Source organism: Rhodococcus sp. SORGH_AS_0301 (assembly GCF_030818285.1).
Lineage (GTDB): Bacteria > Actinomycetota > Actinomycetes > Mycobacteriales > Mycobacteriaceae > Rhodococcoides.
The window spans coordinates 163,513-181,242 of record NZ_JAUTAC010000002.1; the positions used below are offsets into that span (position 1 = coordinate 163,513).

Below are 17,730 nucleotides of genomic sequence, written 5' to 3' on the forward strand. Positions count from 1 at the left end.
ATGGAGCCATGACTCCACGCAACGATCTCGCAGCCCTCACCAGTGGACGCAACTTCTGGAGCACCGAGCAGCAGGACGGGCTCCCGGCGATCACGCTGACCGACGGCCCGCACGGCGTGCGGATGCAGGCGAGCGACAGCGACATGTTCTCCGGACGACCCGCGACGTGCTTCCCGCCGGCCACCGCCACCGCGAGTACCTGGGATCCCGACCTGCTGCGGCGGATGGGAGAGGCGCTGGCCACCGAGGCCAGGTCGATGGACGTGTCCGTCCTGCTGGGCCCCGGCATCAACATCAAGCGCAGCCCGCTCGGTGGCCGCAACTTCGAATACTTCTCGGAGGACCCGTTGCTCACGGGCACGCTCGCCGCCGCCTACGTGCAGGGCGTGCAGAGCCGGGGCGTCGGCACCTCGCTCAAGCACTTCGCGGTCAACAGCCAGGAGACCGACCGCATGCGCGTGAGCGCCGAGGTGGACGAACGCACCCTGCGCGAGATCTACCTCAGGGCGTTCCAGCGTGTGGTGGAGCAGGCGCAGCCGTGGACCGTCATGTGCTCCTACAACCGCATCAACGGCGTCCACGCCTCGCGGAACCGGTGGCTCCTGACGGACGTTCTGCGCGGCGAGTGGGGTTTCGAGGGCGCCGTCGTGTCCGACTGGGGCGCCGTCGTGGACCGGGTCGACTCGATCGCCGCGGGCCTCGACCTGACGATGCCCGGACCCGACGCTGCCGGTGACCAGCGGGTCGCCGAGGCGGCGGAGTCCGGTGCGCTCGATCCCGGCGCTCTCGAGACGGCGGCGGCGCGCGTGCGCGCACTGGTCGAGCGCGCGCAGGACGCGAGCGGTTCCGTGGACGTCGATCACGATGCCCACCACGCGCTGGCCCGAGAGATCGCGAGCCGGGCGATCGTCCTGCTGAAGAACGACGGTCTGCTGCCCCTCGCACCGGGTTCCGGATCGATCGCCGTGCTCGGTGAGATCGCCCGCACCCCCCGCGCTACCAGGGCGGCGGTAGTTCGCAGATCACCCCGACCCGGTTGGACGACGCGCTGTCGGCGATCACCGCTGCCGCGCAGGGCGAGGTGGCGTTCGCGCCCGGGTACGACGCCGACCACGCGTCGACCGAGGAGACCGACGCCGACGACGGACTGCTGAACGAGGCCGTCGAGCTCGCTCGCACGCACGACATCGCCCTCGTCTTCGTCGGCAACGATCCCGAGACCGAGGGCATGGACCGCACCACGCTGACGCTGCCGGAAGGCCATCTGGCCCTGGTCGAACGAGTGCGCGCGGTGAACGAGAACACCGTGGTGGTGCTGTCGAACGGCGGCGTGGTCCTGACGTCTCCGTGGGACACCGACGTCCCCGCGATCCTCGAGACGTGGCTGCTGGGACAGGCCGGCGGCGGAGCGATCGCCGACGTGCTGTTCGGCGTCGTGAACCCGTCGGGACGGCTCGCCGAGACCGTTCCGCTCCGGCTCGAGGACCACCCGTCCTACCTGGACTTCCCCGGTGAGCACGGGGTCGTCCGCTACGGCGAGGGCATCCACGTGGGCTACCGCGGCTTCGATGCGCGCGAGACCGACGTGTCGTACCCCTTCGGGTGGGGCCTGTCGTACACGACGTTCGAGTACGGCGACGTGACCGCGACGGTGGGGGAGCACGGCATCGACGTCACGGTGCCGGTGACCAACACCGGGGACCGGGACGGCCGGGAGGTCGTGCAGATCTACGTGTCCGCGCCCGACGAGGACGCGCACCGTGTTCCGCGTGAGCTCGCGGCGTTCGAGTCGGTCGAGATCGCCGCGGGTGCGACCGAGACCGTGACTCTCACCGTCCGGCGTGCCGACCTGGCGTACTGGGACACCCGGGTGTCGTCCTGGATCGTGGCGCCGGGCGAGTACGTCGTGGCCGCGGCGGCATCGTCGCGCGATCTCCGGAGCGTCGCGATCGTCTCCGTGACGGGCGACGACGTCCGCCTGCCGTTGACGGCCGAGTCGACCGTCACCGAGTGGCTGGACGATCCGCGCGGCGGTGACCTGCTGCGGGCGGCCATCGAGGACGGCGACGGACCGTCGGTGGCACAGGCGATGATGGGCAATCCGGAGACGGCAGTCTTCCTGTCGAGCGTCCCGCTCGCCCGCATGGTGGCCTTCGGCGACGGAACCCTGACACCCGATGTCGTCGCGCGGCTCGTGCAGGACGCGAACGGCTAGCCGCGCCCGCGTGCCCGGGTGAACAGCGGGACCACCAGCAGCATCATGAACACCCGTAGCACCTGGGCCGCCACGACGAAGGTCACGTTCACGCTGCTCGCCGCCGCCAGCGCGAGCACCGCGTAGATACCGCCCGGCGTCGTGGCGAGGTAGGCCTCGTACGGGGTGATACCGGTGGTGCCCACCAGGATCAGGCCGAGCAGCGCGCAGCCCACCGCGATGGCGATGATCAGCAGTACCGCCCACGGGATGATGCGGCCGATGGACTTCAGGCTGTCGAGGGTGAACTGCAGGCCGGCCTGCCATCCGATGACGATGTAGACGAGCTGGAGCAGCAGAAACGGCACGCCGGCGTCGCCCGTCCACCCCAGCAGGTCCGCGGCACCGGAGATCAGCAACGGTCCGAGCAGGGCGGGCGCGGGCAGGCGGATCAGTCGGCCCAGCGGGATGCCCACCAGCAGGCACACCGCGATGAAGAGCGCGTCCGTCCAGAGCGGGGCGGAGGCGGTGTCGAGCGATCCGCTCTGTCCGGTGTCCGCCGAGAAGACCACCGTGGCGACGAACGGTAGCGACGCGGTGACCAGCAGCACCCGGACGTACTGCACCACGGCGACCACCCGCTCGTCGCCGCCCAGATCACGGGCGATCGCGACCATGCCGGACGCACCCCCGGCCACGAGTGCGAGGGCGCCGGTGGTGGCGTCGAGGTCACGATGCAGTCCGAGGAGAGCGCCGGCCGCGATGGACAGCACCAGGGTGCCGAGCGAGACGACCACCACCCAGATCCAGTCGGACCCCAGCGAGGACATCGTGTCCCGATCGAGCAGGGTGCCGATCTCGACGCCGAGCACGGCCTGCGCGCCCATCGACGCGGAGCGCGGAACCTTCCCCGGGCCCCGCCCGCACAACGCGAACACCGTCGCCACGGCGAGCGCGACGAACAGCGCGGCCGACGGAACGCCGACCCGCTCCGCCAGGACGGCGACGACGACGGTCGCCAGAGCGAGCGAGGCCCAGCGCACCGTGCGCGAGCGGTCGAACGGGACCCGATCCGGACTCAAGGCCTGTCGGGGCGCTGGATTCGTCGCACGGCCGGGGGCATGCCCCACTCGTCGCGGCCGAGCCGGCTCAGCGGTGCGAGGGCGCCGAAGTCGGGCAACCCGTCCTCCGCGAGGAACTCCGGACGCACCGCGATCATCGTGACCGCGCCCATGACGACGAACGAGTTGCCCACCTCGACCACCTGGTGGAGCGTCGCCTCGATCGAGAGCGGGGACGCGACGACGCGCGGCGGGCGGACGGTCTCACTGGGCTCGCTCTCGAGGTCGACGGCCGTGTACTCGCTCACCGAGGCGTCGTAGTTCGCGGACGTCTGATTGATCTGCTCGAACAACGACTCGGTGGCGAGGTTGACGACGAACTCGCCCGTCTCCTCGATGTTCCGCAGGCTGTCCTTGCGGCCGACCGACGTGAACTGCACCACGGCGGGTGCGCTGGAGGAGACGGAGAAGAAGCTGTACGGCGCCAGGTTCGGTACGCCGTCCGCGGAGACCGTCGACACCCACGCGATGGGTCTGGGCACCACTGACGTGGTGAGAAGCTTGTAGTAGTCGCCGGCGTCCATGGTCTGCGGATCGAAGTGTGTGCGCACCGGTTCATCGTGCCAGGGCCACGCGCGCCCTGGAGGCCGGCCGATCATTCAGGCAGGTCCGGCATCTGTGACACTCTGAAATGGTGAATCCGTCCACCTCTCAAGCCGCCGTCGTCGTCGACGAGATGATCCGCGGCGGCGTCCAGGACGTCGTGCTGTGCCCCGGATCGCGTAACGCGCCGCTCGCGTTCGCGCTCGAGGCCGCCGACCGCGCCGGTCGCGTCCGCCTGCACATGCGCATCGACGAACGCACCGCCGGCTTCCTCGCCATCGGACTCGCCGTGTCCGGCCGCCGACCCGTCCCTGTCGTGATGACGTCCGGAACCGCCGTCGCCAATCTCGGACCCGCCGTCCTCGAGGCCAATTACGCCCGCATTCCGCTGGTCGTGCTCAGCGCCAACCGCCCCTACGAGATGCTCGGCACCGGCGCCAACCAGACAGTCGAGCAACTCGGCCTGTTCGCGGGTCAGGTGCGCGCGACCATCAGCCTCGGTCTCGCCGAGGAGTCCGACCAGGTCAACAGCCAGTGGCGGTCGGCCGTGTGCCGCGTCCTGGCTGCCGCACGCGGTACGCGCTCGGGCAACGCCGGCCCGGTCCACTTCGACATGCCGCTGCGCGAGCCCCTCACGCCCGATCCGGCCGACTCCCGCCCCGCCCCGGAGGGACGTCCCGACGGCTCCCCGTGGACCACCACGCAGTACGCGACGCTCGACGTTCCGGTGGACCTGGACCTCTCGGTGGACACCGTCGTCATCTCCGGACACGGCGCCGCCTATCGGCCGGAACTCGCCGGGCTGCCGACGGTCGCCGAGCCGACCGCGCCCCTGCACGGCCACCCGCTCAACCCGCTCGCGCTCGGTGCGCTGTCGCCGCGCCAGGCCATCATCACCGGGCGTCCCACGCTGCATCGTCAGGTCTCGAAGGTGCTGGCCGATCCGGCCGTCTCCGTCATCGCTCTCACCACCGGACCCCGCTGGCCCGACGTCTCGGGCAACGTCGTGGCGACCGGAACGCGCGCGCTGGTCACCGGGACACCGTCACCCGAGTGGCTGCGTCGCTGTGCCGACGCCTCGGAGTCGGCCGATGCCGCGGTCCGCGGGCAGCTCGACTCGCTCTCGATTCCAACGGGTCTGCACGTCGCCGCCGCCGTGTCGTCGGCACGTCGGCCGGGTGATCTGCTCGTGCTCGGCGCCTCCAACCCGGTGCGCGACATGGCGCTGGTCGGCTACCCGGCGGAAGACGTCCGGGTGCTGTCCAATCGCGGTGTGGCGGGCATCGACGGCACCGTCTCCACCGCGGTGGGCGCTGCGCTGGCACACGACGGCCGCACCATCGCGTTGATGGGGGACCTGACGTTCCTGCACGACGCGTCCGGACTGCTCATCGGCACCGGGGAGCCCCGACCGCGGGACCTCACCATCGTCGTCGCGAACGACGACGGTGGCGGCATCTTCGAACTGCTCGAGCAGGGTGATCCCCAGTACGCGGGCGTCTTCGAGCGCGTGTTCGGCACTCCGCACGGCATGGACCTCGCGGCGCTGTGTGCCGCCTACCGGATCCCGCACCGGCGGGTCGATCCCGACGAGCTCGCGAAGCTGCTCACGGGTCACGCCGAGGGCACCCCGGGTGCTCGAGGTGACCACCGATCGGTCCGGTCTACGCGATCTGCACGCCTCGATCCGCGCTGCCCTCTAGGCCCTGTCGGCGAGGTACTCCCGTGCCTGCTTGCTCTCGGAGTGCACCATCTTGCCGATCATCTCGGTGACCATGCCCTCGATCTTGCCGCCGACGAACGGGACCTTCACCTCGGCCGTCCCCTTCAGGGTCAGGCGCGATCCGGTGCCGTGAGGCACCAGTTCGAACGTTCCGCGCACCTTCGAGGTCAAGCCCGTCGATCCGCCTTCGAGCGTGCCGTTCGCACGGTCGCCTTCGAGCGGTCCCCAGCTGTCCTTGCGCGTGATCACCAGGTCGCCGCGAATCACCTTCCGGACGAACCCCGGCAGCACGGACGCGCCGACCCCCTCGAAGATCACCACGTCGAAGCCGCCGTCGGGCCGGTGCGAGTACTCCACGCTGGCCCGGTCGGAGACCTCCTTGGTTCGCTTGTCCCACAACGCTTCGTCCGTCAAGGCGGAGTGCGCCTGCGCCGGTGTCACGTCGAAGTCCTCGGTGTAACTGAATTTCCGCCCCATGGCGGGAGACGTTACTCGGCGTACCGCTGCCGACGTCCTGCGTGGTGCGGTCGCTAGCCTGTCCTGGTGAACCCCGTCGTCCCGAGTCCGGCCGGTGCCGAGATGTCCGGTGGCGACATGCCTGCTGTCGAGAACTCCGAGGCGGACGAGGCCCCCGTGCGGCGCCGCTCGCGCGTTCCCACCGTTCTCCTGGTGATCGCCACCGTCGTCTCGGTGCTCGCGGTCCTGTTGGTCCTCGCGGCGTGGCGCAACGACCACACCATCTCCTCGGACGAGGGTGTCGCCACGGCCGAGGTGCTGTCGGCCGGACGTCTACGCTCGGCGGTGAGCTTCGTGACTCCCGACGGCGAGATGCACAATCCCAAGCTCGGAGTGCTGTACCCGACCAACCTCGTCGCCGGTCAGCGCATCGACGTCGAGTACTCCCGCAGCGATCCCGACCTGGTGCGGGTCGCCGGCCGCGACGCCTCGGTGGCCGTCGTGCCCGCGCTCTCCGTCATCGTCGTCACGTGGCTGATCGCCGGCCCGTCGATCCTCTACCTGCGGCGCCGCGACGCGCGCGTCTGACCCGGTACCGGAGGGTTCGCCCGGGGTTCGCCCGCTGGTCACGTCGCCCTCGCATCGCGGTCGTCGCGGCGCGGAACAGTCCACGGTGTGCGCATAGCCGTGGTCGCCGAATCGTTCCTGCCTCACGTCAACGGTGTCACCAACTCGATTCTCCGCGTGCTCGAACATGCGGAGTCCGCAGGTCACGATGCCATGATCGTCGCGCCGGACACGCCGGCCGGGGTGCCCGCGGCACCGACCTCACACGGCTCGTTCCCGGTTCTGCGAGTGCCGTCGGTGATGGTCCCCAAGGTGAGTTCGCTGCCCGTCGGCGTGCCGAGCCCCGGTATGACCGCCGCGCTGCGCTCGTTCGCGCCCGATGTGGTGCACCTGGCATCGCCGTTCTCGCTCGGTGCCGGTGGCCTCGCGGCCGCGCGGAGGCTGGACGTCCCGGCCGTCGCCGTCTATCAGACCGATGTCGCCGGGTTCGCCGAGAGTTACGGTCTCGGGTTGACCTCGCGTGCCTGCTGGGCGTGGACCCGCCGGATCCACAAGGGCAGTGCCCGCACCCTCGCACCGTCGACGTCGGCGATGGACGCACTCGCCGCGCACGGCATCCCCCGCGTGCATCGCTGGGGTCGGGGAGTGGACACCGTGCGCTTCGCGCCGTCGTCGCGGAACGCGGAGCGTCGTGCGCAGTGGGACGCGGGCGACGCGCTGGTGGTGGGCTTCGTCGGCCGGTTGGCACCGGAGAAGCACGTGGAACGCCTCGCGGTACTCGAGCGGACACCGGGCGTGCGCGTGGTGATCGTCGGTGACGGTCCGGAGCGCGCGCGGCTCGAGGCGCTCATGCCGTCCGCGGTGTTCACCGGTCAGCTGGGCGGTCAGGCCCTGTCGGAGGCCTACGCGTCCTTCGACGTGTTCGCGCACCCCGGTGAGCACGAGACGTTCTGCCAGACCGTCCAGGAGGCGCTCGCGAGCGGTGTCCCCGTGATCGGACCCGACGCCGGCGGTCCCCGCGATCTGGTGAGCCACTGCCGCAACGGGTACCTGCTGCCCGTGGATCGGTACGAGGAGTTGCTGCCGAGCGCCGTGCAGGCCCTCGCCGACCCCACCACGCGTGCGAGGTTCGCCACGTCCGCGCGCAAGTCCGTCCTGCATCGCACCTGGCCCGCGCTGTGCAGCCAGTTGATCGGCCACTACGAGGCGGTCATCGGCACCTCGGACGTCGGACGGCGGACGACGGCGGCCTAGGTGAGTGCGCGTCCCACGTACTGTTCAGGTGTGGCAGCACACGGCTCCAGAGCGCAACTGGACAAGCAACCGCACGACGTCGCGTCCATGTTCGACGGAGTCGCGAAGCGGTACGACCTGACCAACACCGTCCTGTCCTTCGGGCAGGACCGCGGCTGGCGGCGCGCGACGCGCGACGCGCTCGCGCTGAAGCCCGGGGAAGCGGTGCTCGATCTCGCGGCCGGGACCGGAGTGTCCACGGAGGAACTCGGCCGGTCCGGCGCCTGGTGCGTCGCCACCGACTTCTCCAAGGGCATGCTCCGCGCGGGCCTCTCGCGCGGCGTCCCGATGATCGCGGGCGACGCGATGCACCTGCCGTACGGCGACGACGTGTTCGACGCCGCCACCATCTCGTTCGGTCTCCGCAATGTGGCCGATCACAACGCCGGCCTCGCCGAGATCCTGCGGGTGGTCCGGCCCGGCGGACGGTTGGTGGTGTGCGAGTTCTCCACACCGGTCTTCCCGGCGTTCCGCACCGTCTACATGGAGTACCTGATGAAGGCGCTCCCGGCCGTGGCCCGCACCGTCAGCAGCAATCCCGACGCCTACGTCTACCTGGCGGAATCCATTCGCGCCTGGCCGGACCAGGCGGAGCTCGCGCGGCGCATGCAGTCCGCGGGATGGGGCCGCGTGCAGTGGCGCAATCTCACGGGCGGCATCGTCACCTTGCACAGCGCCGTGAAACCGGTGTACTGAAAGATACGGAGAACGCACCTATCGGTGTTCGTACCGTGTCCGGATACGGCATGATCTGCGCATGCCCGTACCGGATTGGCTGCCCTATGCCACCCTCGCTGCCTCGGCCGTCGCCGCCGGCGGGGCCGGTTGGGCCGTCAGCACCACGCGCATACACCTCACCAGGGAGACGCGCCGCGCGCGCGAGCTGCGCACCATCCGCGCCGAGCTGACCCACGATTCCGGTCGCCAGGCCGTCGAGACGTCGCTGGTACGCGACCAGGTCACCGAGCGCTACCAGGAGTTGTCGGTCGCGCTGACCACCTTCCAGCGGGTCTGGATCGACGCCGTACGTCGCCGGACCGCCCCCGACGCGACCGCACTGCCGCCGGGTGCCGACGACCTGCAGGCCGACGTCGACGCCGCCTATCAGGAACTGCTGCGCGTCTCGACGATCACCGTCGTCGTGGCCCGCCAGCGCGTCGCGCCGCTGCTCGAGATGCTCATGTCGCTCGATCTCCGGGTGCTGGTGCCCTACTCCACGACGGGCGCGATGCCGGGTCCGGCCGTCGAGCGGCTGAACCGTGAGCACGGGTTCCTGATCGAGATCCAGCGTCTGCTGCGCGACGCCATGCGCGCCGACCTCGGTCTGCTCGACGCCAACGACCTGGGCCTGTTGATCATGGACACCAAGCGCGTCGTCGACACCCTCTCGCCGGACCGCCGGTCGATCGGCTTCGGCGCCACCGAGCGCCGCATGGTGGAGTACCTGGCCGAGTTCGGGGTGCGGGTACTGGCGGGCGGCAACGAGCGCGACTACACGATGGAAGCGGACCGTTTCGCGTTCTACCAGGCCAAGGACCCGGCGCTCGCCGGCGCGGTCGAGGCCATCCTGGCGCTGTACGGAGCCGAACTGTCCCTCGCCGTCCACGCCGGACTCGACGAGCAGGCACGGCTCCCCGTGCTGCAACGCGTCGTGGCGTCTCTCGAGTGCGGCTTCCGCGATCGCGACGGGATACTTCTGCCGGACGGCACCACCGTGTACGCCTTCCGGCCGGGACGCTGACCGGGCCCGGCTCCTGAGGCAGCCGGGCACTCTCAGGAGAACGGTGGCCGGTCGTCCACCTTCAGCGACGTCGATCCCGCGGCCCGCCAGGCGCGCGCGACCACGTCGCGATCCTCGTCGGTGATGAGGTTGCCCATCACCCGCACGGCGACGGTCATGATCGCGCGCGACCGCATGCCGATCGGCCCCGTGGCGGGCAGGAACCGCGGCACCGTCAGCAGTCCCGCGAGGCGACGAGCGACCGAGAAGCTCTGCCCGTAGTGCTCGCGGAGCACCGCCGGCCACACCTGCGTCAGGTCTGCGCCGTCCAGGTGTTCGGCGATCAGTCGACCACCCTCGAGTCCGTAGTCGATGCCCTCACCGTTGAGCGGATTCACGCAGGCCGCCGCATCGCCGACGAGCGCCCAGTTGGGGCCCGCCACGTCCGACACCGCGCCGCCCATCGGTAGCAGGGCGGACTGCACGCGGCGCACGCCGCCGCTCAGGCCCCACTCGGACTCCCGTTGTGACGCATAGAGATTCAGGAGAGGTCGCAGCGCGCCAGCAGCCGGGCGCTTCGAGGTGGCGAGCGTCCCCACCCCCACGTTCACCTCGCCGGTACCCTCGTCGTTCACGCCCAGCGGGAACACCCACCCGTAGCCGGCCTGCAGGGTGCCGTCCCCGTCGCGGAGCTCGAGGTGCGAGGTGATCCACTCGTCCTCACTGCGGTCACTCGTGACGTATGCCCGTGCCGCGACCCCGAAAGCGGTGTCGCGGTGCCACGTACGGCCGAGGATCTTGCCGAGCGGCGAGCGCACCCCGTCCGCCACGATCAGCGTGCGACAGGCCACGGCGACAGGGCCGTCGGCGGTGTCGAACATCACCTCGGTGACCCGCCCGCTCACCAGCACCGCATCGACGGCCTTGGCGTTCTCCATCATCACCGCGCCGTCGTCGACGGCCACCCGGCGGATCCGGTCGTCCAACTCGGTACGCGGTACCGCGGAACCGATGTCGGGGAGGGAGCCACCCGGCCACGGCAGCGTGAGTTCCTGACCGAATCCGGTGAGGCGTAGGCCACGATTGATCGCCCGCGAGCGCACCCACTCACCGAGTCCCAGCTCGTCGAGCTCGGCCACGGCACGCGGCGTGAGTCCGTCACCGCAGGTCTTGTCGCGCGGGAACGTGGCGGCGTCCGCGAGAATCGTGTCGTGACCAGCTCGTACGGACCAGGCCGCGGCGGCGCTGCCCGCGGGTCCCGCTCCGACGACGAGAACGTCGGTCACGCGTCGAGTTCCCGGTGTCACACCCTGTGCGCGTCCATCCGTCATCGTTCCATCTTGCAGGCACGATAGGTTGGAGGCAGACGCGGCGCCGAGGCCCGGAGCCGCGCGAGGTGTTCGACGACGAGAAATGGGTGCGAGCGCGGTGACCGAGACGAGTGCGAGTGGGGCCACCGTGGTGGCGGGCGTGGATCTCGGGAACGCGGAGTTCGCGGAGATCGTGCGCGCGGCGATGGCCGAGGTCGAGAGCCTGCTCGTGACCGAGCTGTCCGACGGTGAGGACTTCCTCACCGAGGCGGCGCTGCACCTCGCCAGGGCCGGCGGCAAGCGGTTCCGCCCGCTGTTCACCATTCTCACCGGTCAGCTCGGCCCCAAGGCGTCCAGCCCGGACATCGTCACCGCGGCCACCGTGCTCGAGATGGTGCACCTCGCGACGCTGTATCACGACGACGTCATGGACGAGGCCGCCATGCGCCGCGGCGTGGAGTCCGCCAATGCGCGCTGGGGCAACAGCGTCGCCATCCTCGCGGGCGACTATCTCTTCGCACACGCGTCGCGCCTGGTCTCGACGCTGGGCCCCTCCGCCGTGCGTACGATCGCCGAGACGTTCGCCGCGCTGGTCACAGGCCAGATGCGCGAGACGATCGGCAGCAAGCCCGATCAGGATCCGGTCGATCACTACCTCACCACGGTGTGGGAGAAGACGGGTTCGCTGATCGCGACGAGCGGTCGCTTCGGCGGCACGTTCTCCGGGGGCGACGACGAGCACATCGAGCGCCTCGAGCGTCTCGGCGACGCGGTGGGCACCGCGTTCCAGATCTCCGACGACATCATCGACATCTCGTCCGCCGCGTCGGACTCCGGCAAGACGCCGGGCACCGACCTGCGCGAGGGCGTCCACACGCTGCCCGTGCTGTTCGCGCTGCGCGACGAGGGTGCGGACGGCGACCGGCTCCGCCACCTGCTGCGCGGTCCCATCACCGACGACGCGGACGTGGCCGAGGCGTTGACTCTGCTGGGTCGTTCGCCGGGCATGGCCAAGGCACGCGAGACGCTCGACACCTACGCCCAGCGGGCGCGCACCGAGCTGGACGCTCTGCCGCAGGGCCCGGCCAACGACGCGCTGCGCAAGCTGGTCGAGTACACCGTCGCCCGCATCAGCTGACGGGAACTACCCGCGTCACCTCGGTCGTTGGTCGTGCAGGAAGCACTGCGGCGAGAGGATCGGCGACACACGATGAAGTTCGCGAACGGCATGAAGACGTTCGGCCTGATGGTCGGGATGTCGGCTCTCATCGTCTTCATCGGCGCTCTGTTCCAGAACTCGACCATCCTGGTGGTCGCGGTCGTCCTGGCCGTCGGCATGAACGGGTACGCCTACTTCAACAGCGACAAGCTGGCGCTGAAGTCGATGCACGCCCAGCCGATCACCGAGGTCGAGTACCCGCGCATCTTCGCTATCGTCCGCGAGCTGGCCACCGCGGCGCATCAGCCCATGCCGCGGCTCTACATCAGCCCCACCAACGCCCCCAACGCGTTCGCCACGGGACGCAACCCGCGCAACGCCGCGGTGTGTTGCACCAGCGGCATCCTGGCGCTGCTGAACGAGCGTGAGCTGCGCGCGGTCCTCGGCCACGAGCTCTCGCACGTCTACAACCGCGACATCCTCATCTCGTCCGTGGCGGGCGCCATGGCGGCCGTGGTGTCCGGACTCGCGAACTTCGCGTTCTTCGCGAACGTCTTCGGCGGGCGCGGGAACGGGCAGGGCGCCAACCCGCTGGCCCTGCTGCTGGTGTCGATGCTCGGACCGATCGCGGCGTCCCTGGTGAAGCTGGCCGTGTCGCGCTCGCGGGAGTACCAGGCGGACCAGTCGGGTGCCGAGCTCACCGGCGACCCCCTGGCGCTGGCCTCCGCGCTCCGCAAGCTGCAGAGTGGCACCCAGGCCGCCCCGCTGCCCCCCGAGCCGCGCCTCACGGCCCAGTCGCACCTGATGATCGCCAACCCGTTCCGGGCGGGTGACCGCGCGAGCAAGCTGTTCTCCACGCACCCGCCGATGGAGGAGCGCATCGCCCGCCTCGAGCGCATGGCGGGGGCCCTACCGCTGAGTCAGCGGTAGTTGACGAACTGCAGGGCGATGCCGAAGTCCTCGCCCTTGAGCAGCTGCTGAACGGCCTGGAGGTCGTCACGCTTCTTGCTGCTCACCCGCAGTTCCTCGCCCTGGATCTGCGCCTTGACGCCCTTGGGGCCCTCGTCGCGGATCTTCTTCGAGATCTTCTTGGCGTTCTCGGTGGTGATGCCCTGCACCAGCGTGCCGGTGATCTTGTAGGTCTTGCCCGACTGCACGGGATCGCCGGCGTCGAAGGCCTTGAGCGAGATGTCGCGTCGGATGAGCTTCTCCTTGAAGACGTCCAGGGCGGCCTTCGCGCGTTCCTCGGCCTCGGCGGTGATGACGATGGCCTCGTCTCCGGACCACTCGATGCTCGCGCCGGTGCCGCGGAAGTCGAAGCGGGTCGACAGCTCCTTGCCGGCCTGGTTCAGAGCGTTGTCGACCTCCTGGCGGTCCACCTTGCTCACGACGTCGAACGACGAATCAGCCACTGACAACACTCCTTCGTGCGTGATCGGTACGGTGCCGACGGTAGCGTGTCCAGCCGGTTTGCCATCGAGGGGTGCGGTCGTTGTATTCTGCGTATCGCACCTGGAGCGGTCACTCGACGAGTGTCCTGCGCCATGGAGCATCCCGGCAGATTGCCCGAGCGGCCAATGGGAGCGGACTGTAAATCCGTCGGCTTATGCCTACGTAGGTTCGAATCCTACATCTGCCACACCCGACGAGACCCCGGCGAGAATCCTCGCCGGGGTCTCGTCGTCGGGGTGGGGGCAGGCGGCACGCGAAACGCCGCGTGCAACTCGTTCACCAGGCAATTTGGCGAGCGGTCTGACCCCTGTGTAATGTCTTCGAAGGCTTCGACGTGCACCTCGTGTGCGCCGATCCTGCCCCCTTAGCTCAGTCGGTAGAGCGTTTCCATGGTAAGGAAAAGGTCAACGGTTCGATTCCGTTAGGGGGCTCGCGGGACCGAGCGCCGGCCGGCGTCCGGCACCGAGGCGGTGTAGCTCAGTCGGTAGAGCAAACGACTCATAATCGTTGTGTCGCCGGTTCAAGTCCGGCCATCGCTACTCGACAGAGGACTCCGCCGCTGCTGCGCGCAGTGGGGTCCGGTATTCATGACCGACGCAGCACCCGTATCGCGCTCTACCCGAAAGCAGGCATCGACGTGGCCTCCTCCACTGACGTTCGGCCCAAGATCACCTTGGCGTGCGAGGTGTGCAAGCACCGTAACTACATCACCAAGAAGAATCGCCGCAACGATCCCGATCGCCTCGAGATCAAGAAGTTCTGCCCGAACTGCGGAACTCATCGCGCGCACCGCGAATCTCGCTGATCATTCGCACAGCAGCGCTGCCCCGGCACAGTCGCCGTGGCAGCGCTGACGTGCGTCCAGGTGCCGGTGACCCAGTCGGCTCGGCGCCGTCCGTCTCGAACTCGCCCGACAGAGCCGTCCGGACTGTCTCTCGTCCCACGCTCGGGTGTCCCGTGGTGAGTTCCACATCATTCTCGGGGGAGTCGACGACGTGACAGTCACCGCAACCGCAACCGACCGGGGCGACACGCCTGCCGTCGACCCGGCGGTGCACACCGCCAGCATGGTCGGGCACCACTACCGCATGCCCGACTTCTACGAGATCGGGCGCGAGAAGGTGCGCGAGTACTCACGGGCCGTGCAGAACGATCATCCCGCGCACTCCTCGGAGGACGCCGCGGCCGAGCTCGGGTACGAGCATCTCGTCGCACCGGCCACCTTCATCTCGGTCGTCGGCATCATCGCGCAGAAGGCCATGTTCGACGAGGTCATCACCGGGTACGACCTGTCGCAGATCATGCAGGCGGATCAGCGTCTCGAGTTCCACCGTCCGATCGTGGCGGGGGACCGCCTGACCGTCGACGTGAGCCTGGAGTCCTTCCGCCAGATGGGTGGAAGCGACATCATCATCACGAAGAACATGGTCACGGACGAGGCCGGCGAGGACGTCATGACGTCCTGGACGACACTCGTGGCGAAGACCGGCGGCGGTTCCGATCAGGACGCGCTGGAGATGGCGAAAGGTGTCATGAAACATGACTCGTAAGCAGTTCGACCAGGTCACCGTCGGCGACGACCTTCCCGAGCGCACCTACGAGCTCACCCGCGGTGACCTCGTGAACTACTCGGGCGTCTCCGGCGACCCGAACCCGATCCACTGGAGTGATCCGGTCGCGCGCACGCTCGCCGGACTCTCGGACGTCGTCGCCCACGGCATGCTCACCATGGGACTCGGCGCCGGTTTCGTCACCGACTGGTCGGGTGATCCGGGCGCCATCACCGAGTACAACGTGCGCTTCACCAGCCCCGTGCTGGTCAAGGAGACCGAGCCGGCCAAGGTCGACTTCACGGGTCGCATCAAGTCGGTCGACGCGGACACCCGCAAGGCCGTCGTCGCCATCACCGCGAAATACGAGGGCAAGAAGATCTTCGGTCGCGCCGTCGCGACCGTCCAGCTCGCGTGATCCGGCTCTCCGATCGCCGACTCGAGTCAGCGATTTCGGGGGCGTCCGTGAGTGCAGTACACTGAGATCTCCGGGGTCGTACAGCGCTGTGCGCTGTCCGTCGCCGGTACGACCGGATTTCGATCCGGCCGAAGGGGCGTAGCTCAATTGGTAGAGCAACGGTCTCCAAAACCGTAGGTTGCAGGTTCAAGTCCTGTCGCCCCTGCCACGTTCGAAAGCGGTGCTTCGGACAGTGGTCATGCAGAGCATTCGAGTGCAGACACCCTGCCGACGACCGAGAGGAACGACGTGAGCGATCAGCGCGGCGCGCGCGACAGCAGCTCCGACGGTTCCGAGGATCTCGGTGCGGACGATGCTGTCGTCGCCGACGATGCTGCTGCCGCCCACGATGCCGCCGGGTCGAGTCGGCCCTCCGGCAAGCGCGCAGCCCGCCGGACCCGGTCCGCGGACGATGCTCCGTCGCTGATCAAGGTTGGTGCCAAGACCACCGCGGGCAAGTCCGTCGCCACCGCCTCTCGTGTCGAGGGCCGCACCCGCGCCGAAGCGACGCCGAAGATGAACATCTTCAAGCGGCTCCGCAAGTTTCTGCGCGAGGTCGTCGCCGAGCTGCGCAAGGTCATCTGGCCCAACCGCAAGCAGATGGTCACCTACACCGCTGTGGTGTTGGTGTTCGTGACGTTCATGGTGGCCTACATCAGTGGGCTGGACCTGGCGTTCATCAGGGGAGTGCAGTGGCTGTTCGGCTGACGCCGGACACACAGGTCCGCACGACCACCCCGAGTACGACCGGAACGATTACAGGAAGCGAGTGCCTTTCGTGAGCACGCCCCATAACGACGCCACCGAAGTGGCCGCCTACGACGCTCAGGTCGAGGCGACCAAGCAGGGCCTCGAAGCGGAGCAGGCCGCACAGGACCGCGAGACCGACGAGGCCATCGCGGCCGACGTCGCTGCCGCCACCGGTGACACCGACGAGTCGGAGACCGTCGACGCCGATGCGGACGCCGTCGTCGCCGACGACGCTCCCATCGACGCGGAGCCGGTCGACCCCGTCGCCGAGATGAAGGCTGCGCTGCGGCGCGCCCCCGGCGACTGGTACGTCATCCACTCGTACGCCGGATACGAGAACAAGGTGAAGACCAACCTCGAGACCCGCGTCCAGAACCTCGACGTCGGTGACTACATCTTCCAGGTGGAAGTTCCCACCGAGGAGGTCACCGAGATCAAGAACGGCCAGCGCAAGCAGGTCAACCGCAAGGTGCTGCCGGGCTACATCCTGGTGCGCATGGAACTGAACGACGAGTCCTGGGGTGCTGTCCGCAACACTCCCGGTGTCACCGGCTTCGTCGGCGCCACGTCGCGCCCGTCCCCGTTGACCATCAACGAGGTCGTCAAGTTCCTCATGCCGCAGGAGGACAAGAAGAAGGCCACCGCGGGCGCCACCACCGGTGCCGAGGGTGCGGGCGAGACGTCGTCGAAGCCGACCATCGAGGTCGACTTCGAGGTCGGCGAGTCCGTCACCGTCATGGACGGCCCCTTCGCCACGCTTCCCGCCAGCATCAGCGAGGTCAACGCCGAGCAGCAGAAGCTCAAGGTGCTGGTGTCCATCTTCGGCCGCGAGACTCCGGTCGAGCTGGGCTTCACTCAGGTCGCGAAGATCTAGGGCGCTCAGAACCCCCCACAACTTGCAGGCAGTACCGCAAGACATCCGAGAACCACGCAACAACCTAGGAATCACAGATGCCCCCCAAGAAGAAGAAGCTAGCCGGGATCATCAAGCTTCAGATCCAGGCCGGTCAGGCCAACCCGGCACCGCCCGTGGGCCCCGCCCTCGGTCAGCACGGCGTCAACATCATGGAGTTCTGCAAGGCGTACAACGCCGCGACCGAGTCGCAGCGTGGCAACGTCGTGCCGGTGGAGATCTCGGTCTACGAGGACCGGACCTTCGACTTCAAGCTGAAGACCCCGCCTGCCGCCAAGCTGCTGCTCAAGGCAGCCGGCGTCGCCAAGGGTTCGGGCGAGCCGCACAAGACCAAGGTCGCCACGGTGACCATGGACCAGGTGCGCGAGATCGCCAAGACCAAGGCCGAGGATCTGAACGCCAACGACATCGACCAGGCCGCGAAGATCATCGCCGGCACTGCTCGCTCGATGGGTATCACGGTCGAAGGCTGAGCCACCGGCTCACCAGCTCCACAGCATCACGTGGGAGAGCCGGCCAGGC

19 protein-coding genes, 4 tRNA genes and 1 pseudogene are annotated in these 17,730 nt (G+C 69.0%); 19 read left to right on the top strand and 5 right to left on the bottom strand.

All coding sequences use genetic code 11. The annotated features are described in order from the left end of the window. Positions 1–8: 8 nt before the first annotated feature. Positions 9–1,154, top strand: coding sequence for a glycoside hydrolase family 3 protein (locus tag QE397_RS01560; protein ID WP_307091237.1), 1,146 nt, complete (start codon positions 9–11; stop codon positions 1,152–1,154). Continuing rightward, positions 1,037–2,215 (top strand): glycoside hydrolase family 3 C-terminal domain-containing protein, encoded by a 1,179-nt coding sequence (locus tag QE397_RS01565; RefSeq protein ID WP_307091239.1) that lies wholly within the window; start codon positions 1,037–1,039, stop codon positions 2,213–2,215. Before QE397_RS01560 ends, QE397_RS01565 begins: the two co-directional genes overlap by 118 nt. Here the strand turns inward: QE397_RS01565 and QE397_RS01570 are convergent. Together QE397_RS01570 and QE397_RS01575 are read right to left on the bottom strand one after the other, a co-directional pair. Next, a complete protein-coding gene (locus tag QE397_RS01570) occupies positions 2,212–3,276 on the bottom strand; it encodes an AbrB family transcriptional regulator (RefSeq protein WP_307091240.1) in 1,065 nt (354 codons plus the stop codon). The two genes, QE397_RS01565 and QE397_RS01570, sit on opposite strands and share 4 nt — an antisense overlap. Then, on the bottom strand, positions 3,273–3,866 hold the full coding sequence (locus QE397_RS01575; RefSeq protein WP_373425201.1) for a flavin reductase family protein: 594 nt from the start codon (positions 3,864–3,866) through the stop codon (positions 3,273–3,275). Before QE397_RS01575 ends, QE397_RS01570 begins: the two co-directional genes overlap by 4 nt. An 83-nt stretch (positions 3,867–3,949) precedes the next feature. On the opposite strand from QE397_RS01575, the pseudogene menD reads away from it, so the two are divergent. Beyond that, positions 3,950–5,561 (top strand): annotated as a pseudogene (menD, locus tag QE397_RS01580) (2-succinyl-5-enolpyruvyl-6-hydroxy-3-cyclohexene-1-carboxylic-acid synthase). Here menD and QE397_RS01585 read toward each other — a convergent pair. Next, positions 5,558–6,058, bottom strand: a complete 501-nt coding sequence (locus tag QE397_RS01585) for a DUF2505 domain-containing protein (RefSeq protein WP_307091242.1) — start codon at positions 6,056–6,058, stop codon at positions 5,558–5,560. The pseudogene menD and the gene QE397_RS01585 overlap by 4 nt on opposite strands. A 117-nt stretch (positions 6,059–6,175) precedes the next feature. On the opposite strand from QE397_RS01585, the gene QE397_RS01590 reads away from it, so the two are divergent. From QE397_RS01590 to QE397_RS01605, 4 genes are all read left to right on the top strand, one after another. Further along, entirely contained in the window at positions 6,176–6,625 is a 450-nt protein-coding gene (locus QE397_RS01590; RefSeq protein ID WP_051613160.1) for a DUF3592 domain-containing protein, read from the top strand. 87 nt (positions 6,626–6,712) lie between these two features. Next, positions 6,713–7,858, top strand: a complete 1,146-nt coding sequence (locus tag QE397_RS01595; RefSeq protein WP_027504545.1) for a glycosyltransferase family 1 protein — start codon at positions 6,713–6,715, stop codon at positions 7,856–7,858. 30 nt (positions 7,859–7,888) lie between these two features. Then, positions 7,889–8,593, top strand: coding sequence for a demethylmenaquinone methyltransferase (locus tag QE397_RS01600; RefSeq protein ID WP_027504546.1), 705 nt, complete (start codon positions 7,889–7,891; stop codon positions 8,591–8,593). A gap of 61 nt (positions 8,594–8,654) precedes the next feature. Beyond that, positions 8,655–9,638 (top strand): hypothetical protein, encoded by a 984-nt coding sequence (locus QE397_RS01605; protein ID WP_222649776.1) that lies wholly within the window; start codon positions 8,655–8,657, stop codon positions 9,636–9,638. A gap of 32 nt (positions 9,639–9,670) precedes the next feature. Here QE397_RS01605 and QE397_RS01610 read toward each other — a convergent pair whose 3' ends face one another. Continuing rightward, entirely contained in the window at positions 9,671–10,948 is a 1,278-nt protein-coding gene (locus tag QE397_RS01610) for a geranylgeranyl reductase family protein (RefSeq protein WP_307091247.1), read from the bottom strand. A gap of 82 nt (positions 10,949–11,030) precedes the next feature. On the opposite strand from QE397_RS01610, the gene QE397_RS01615 reads away from it, so the two are divergent. Then, the gene (locus QE397_RS01615) at positions 11,031–12,065 is read left to right on the top strand and encodes a polyprenyl synthetase family protein (RefSeq protein WP_307091249.1); all 1,035 of its coding nucleotides are present in this window, start codon (positions 11,031–11,033) and stop codon (positions 12,063–12,065) included. A gap of 72 nt (positions 12,066–12,137) precedes the next feature. After that, a complete protein-coding gene (htpX, locus tag QE397_RS01620) occupies positions 12,138–13,016 on the top strand; it encodes a zinc metalloprotease HtpX (protein WP_307091252.1) in 879 nt (292 codons plus the stop codon). Here htpX and QE397_RS01625 read toward each other — a convergent pair. Beyond that, positions 13,007–13,498 carry a YajQ family cyclic di-GMP-binding protein gene (locus QE397_RS01625; protein WP_056441678.1) on the bottom strand — a complete coding sequence of 164 codons (492 nt, stop codon included), beginning with the start codon at positions 13,496–13,498 and terminating at the stop codon, positions 13,007–13,009. The two genes, htpX and QE397_RS01625, sit on opposite strands and share 10 nt — an antisense overlap. A gap of 144 nt (positions 13,499–13,642) precedes the next feature. Here QE397_RS01625 and QE397_RS01630 point away from each other — a divergent pair. The 10 genes from QE397_RS01630 (at position 13,643) to rplK (ending at position 17,681) form a co-directional block, all read left to right on the top strand. Continuing rightward, positions 13,643–13,725, top strand: a tRNA-Tyr gene (locus tag QE397_RS01630). Between the two features lie 171 nt (positions 13,726–13,896). Beyond that, a tRNA-Thr gene (locus QE397_RS01635) sits at positions 13,897–13,969 on the top strand. Between the two features lie 35 nt (positions 13,970–14,004). Next, positions 14,005–14,077: transfer RNA gene (locus QE397_RS01640), tRNA-Met, on the top strand. Positions 14,078–14,175: 98 nt separating this feature from the next. Next, the gene (gene rpmG, locus QE397_RS01645; protein ID WP_027504552.1) at positions 14,176–14,343 is read left to right on the top strand and encodes a 50S ribosomal protein L33; all 168 of its coding nucleotides are present in this window, start codon (positions 14,176–14,178) and stop codon (positions 14,341–14,343) included. A gap of 190 nt (positions 14,344–14,533) precedes the next feature. Continuing rightward, complete coding sequence (hadA, locus tag QE397_RS01650; protein WP_051613161.1) at positions 14,534–15,088, top strand: (3R)-hydroxyacyl-ACP dehydratase subunit HadA; 555 nt, start codon at positions 14,534–14,536, stop codon at positions 15,086–15,088. Then, positions 15,078–15,506, top strand: a complete 429-nt coding sequence (gene hadB, locus QE397_RS01655) for a (3R)-hydroxyacyl-ACP dehydratase subunit HadB (RefSeq protein ID WP_027504553.1) — start codon at positions 15,078–15,080, stop codon at positions 15,504–15,506. Before hadA ends, hadB begins: the two co-directional genes overlap by 11 nt. A gap of 132 nt (positions 15,507–15,638) precedes the next feature. Next, positions 15,639–15,714 (top strand) — tRNA-Trp (locus QE397_RS01660). Positions 15,715–15,794: 80 nt separating this feature from the next. After that, positions 15,795–16,253, top strand: coding sequence for a preprotein translocase subunit SecE (gene secE, locus QE397_RS01665; RefSeq protein WP_307091255.1), 459 nt, complete (start codon positions 15,795–15,797; stop codon positions 16,251–16,253). Positions 16,254–16,323: 70 nt separating this feature from the next. Next, a complete protein-coding gene (gene nusG, locus QE397_RS01670) occupies positions 16,324–17,169 on the top strand; it encodes a transcription termination/antitermination protein NusG (protein ID WP_056442340.1) in 846 nt (281 codons plus the stop codon). Between the two features lie 77 nt (positions 17,170–17,246). Then, positions 17,247–17,681 carry a 50S ribosomal protein L11 gene (gene rplK, locus QE397_RS01675; RefSeq protein ID WP_027504556.1) on the top strand — a complete coding sequence of 145 codons (435 nt, stop codon included), beginning with the start codon at positions 17,247–17,249 and terminating at the stop codon, positions 17,679–17,681. Positions 17,682–17,730 lie beyond the last annotated feature (49 nt).

Excerpts from the sequence above, each read along its gene's own strand:
- QE397_RS01610 (WP_307091247.1), bottom strand. The coding sequence starts at position 10,948 with ATGACGGATGGACGCGCACAGGGTGTGACACCGGGAACTCGACGCGTG.
- QE397_RS01590 (WP_051613160.1), top strand. The coding sequence starts at position 6,176 with ATGCCTGCTGTCGAGAACTCCGAGGCGGACGAGGCCCCCGTGCGGCGC.
- QE397_RS01560 (WP_307091237.1), top strand. The coding sequence starts at position 9 with ATGACTCCACGCAACGATCTCGCAGCCCTCACCAGTGGACGCAACTTC.
- hadB (WP_027504553.1), top strand. The coding sequence starts at position 15,078 with ATGACTCGTAAGCAGTTCGACCAGGTCACCGTCGGCGACGACCTTCCC.
- QE397_RS01615 (WP_307091249.1), top strand. The coding sequence starts at position 11,031 with ATGGGTGCGAGCGCGGTGACCGAGACGAGTGCGAGTGGGGCCACCGTG.
- QE397_RS01585 (WP_307091242.1), bottom strand. The coding sequence starts at position 6,058 with ATGGGGCGGAAATTCAGTTACACCGAGGACTTCGACGTGACACCGGCG.
- rplK (WP_027504556.1), top strand. The coding sequence starts at position 17,247 with ATGCCCCCCAAGAAGAAGAAGCTAGCCGGGATCATCAAGCTTCAGATC.
- htpX (WP_307091252.1), top strand. The coding sequence starts at position 12,138 with ATGAAGTTCGCGAACGGCATGAAGACGTTCGGCCTGATGGTCGGGATG.
- QE397_RS01605 (WP_222649776.1), top strand. The coding sequence starts at position 8,655 with ATGCCCGTACCGGATTGGCTGCCCTATGCCACCCTCGCTGCCTCGGCC.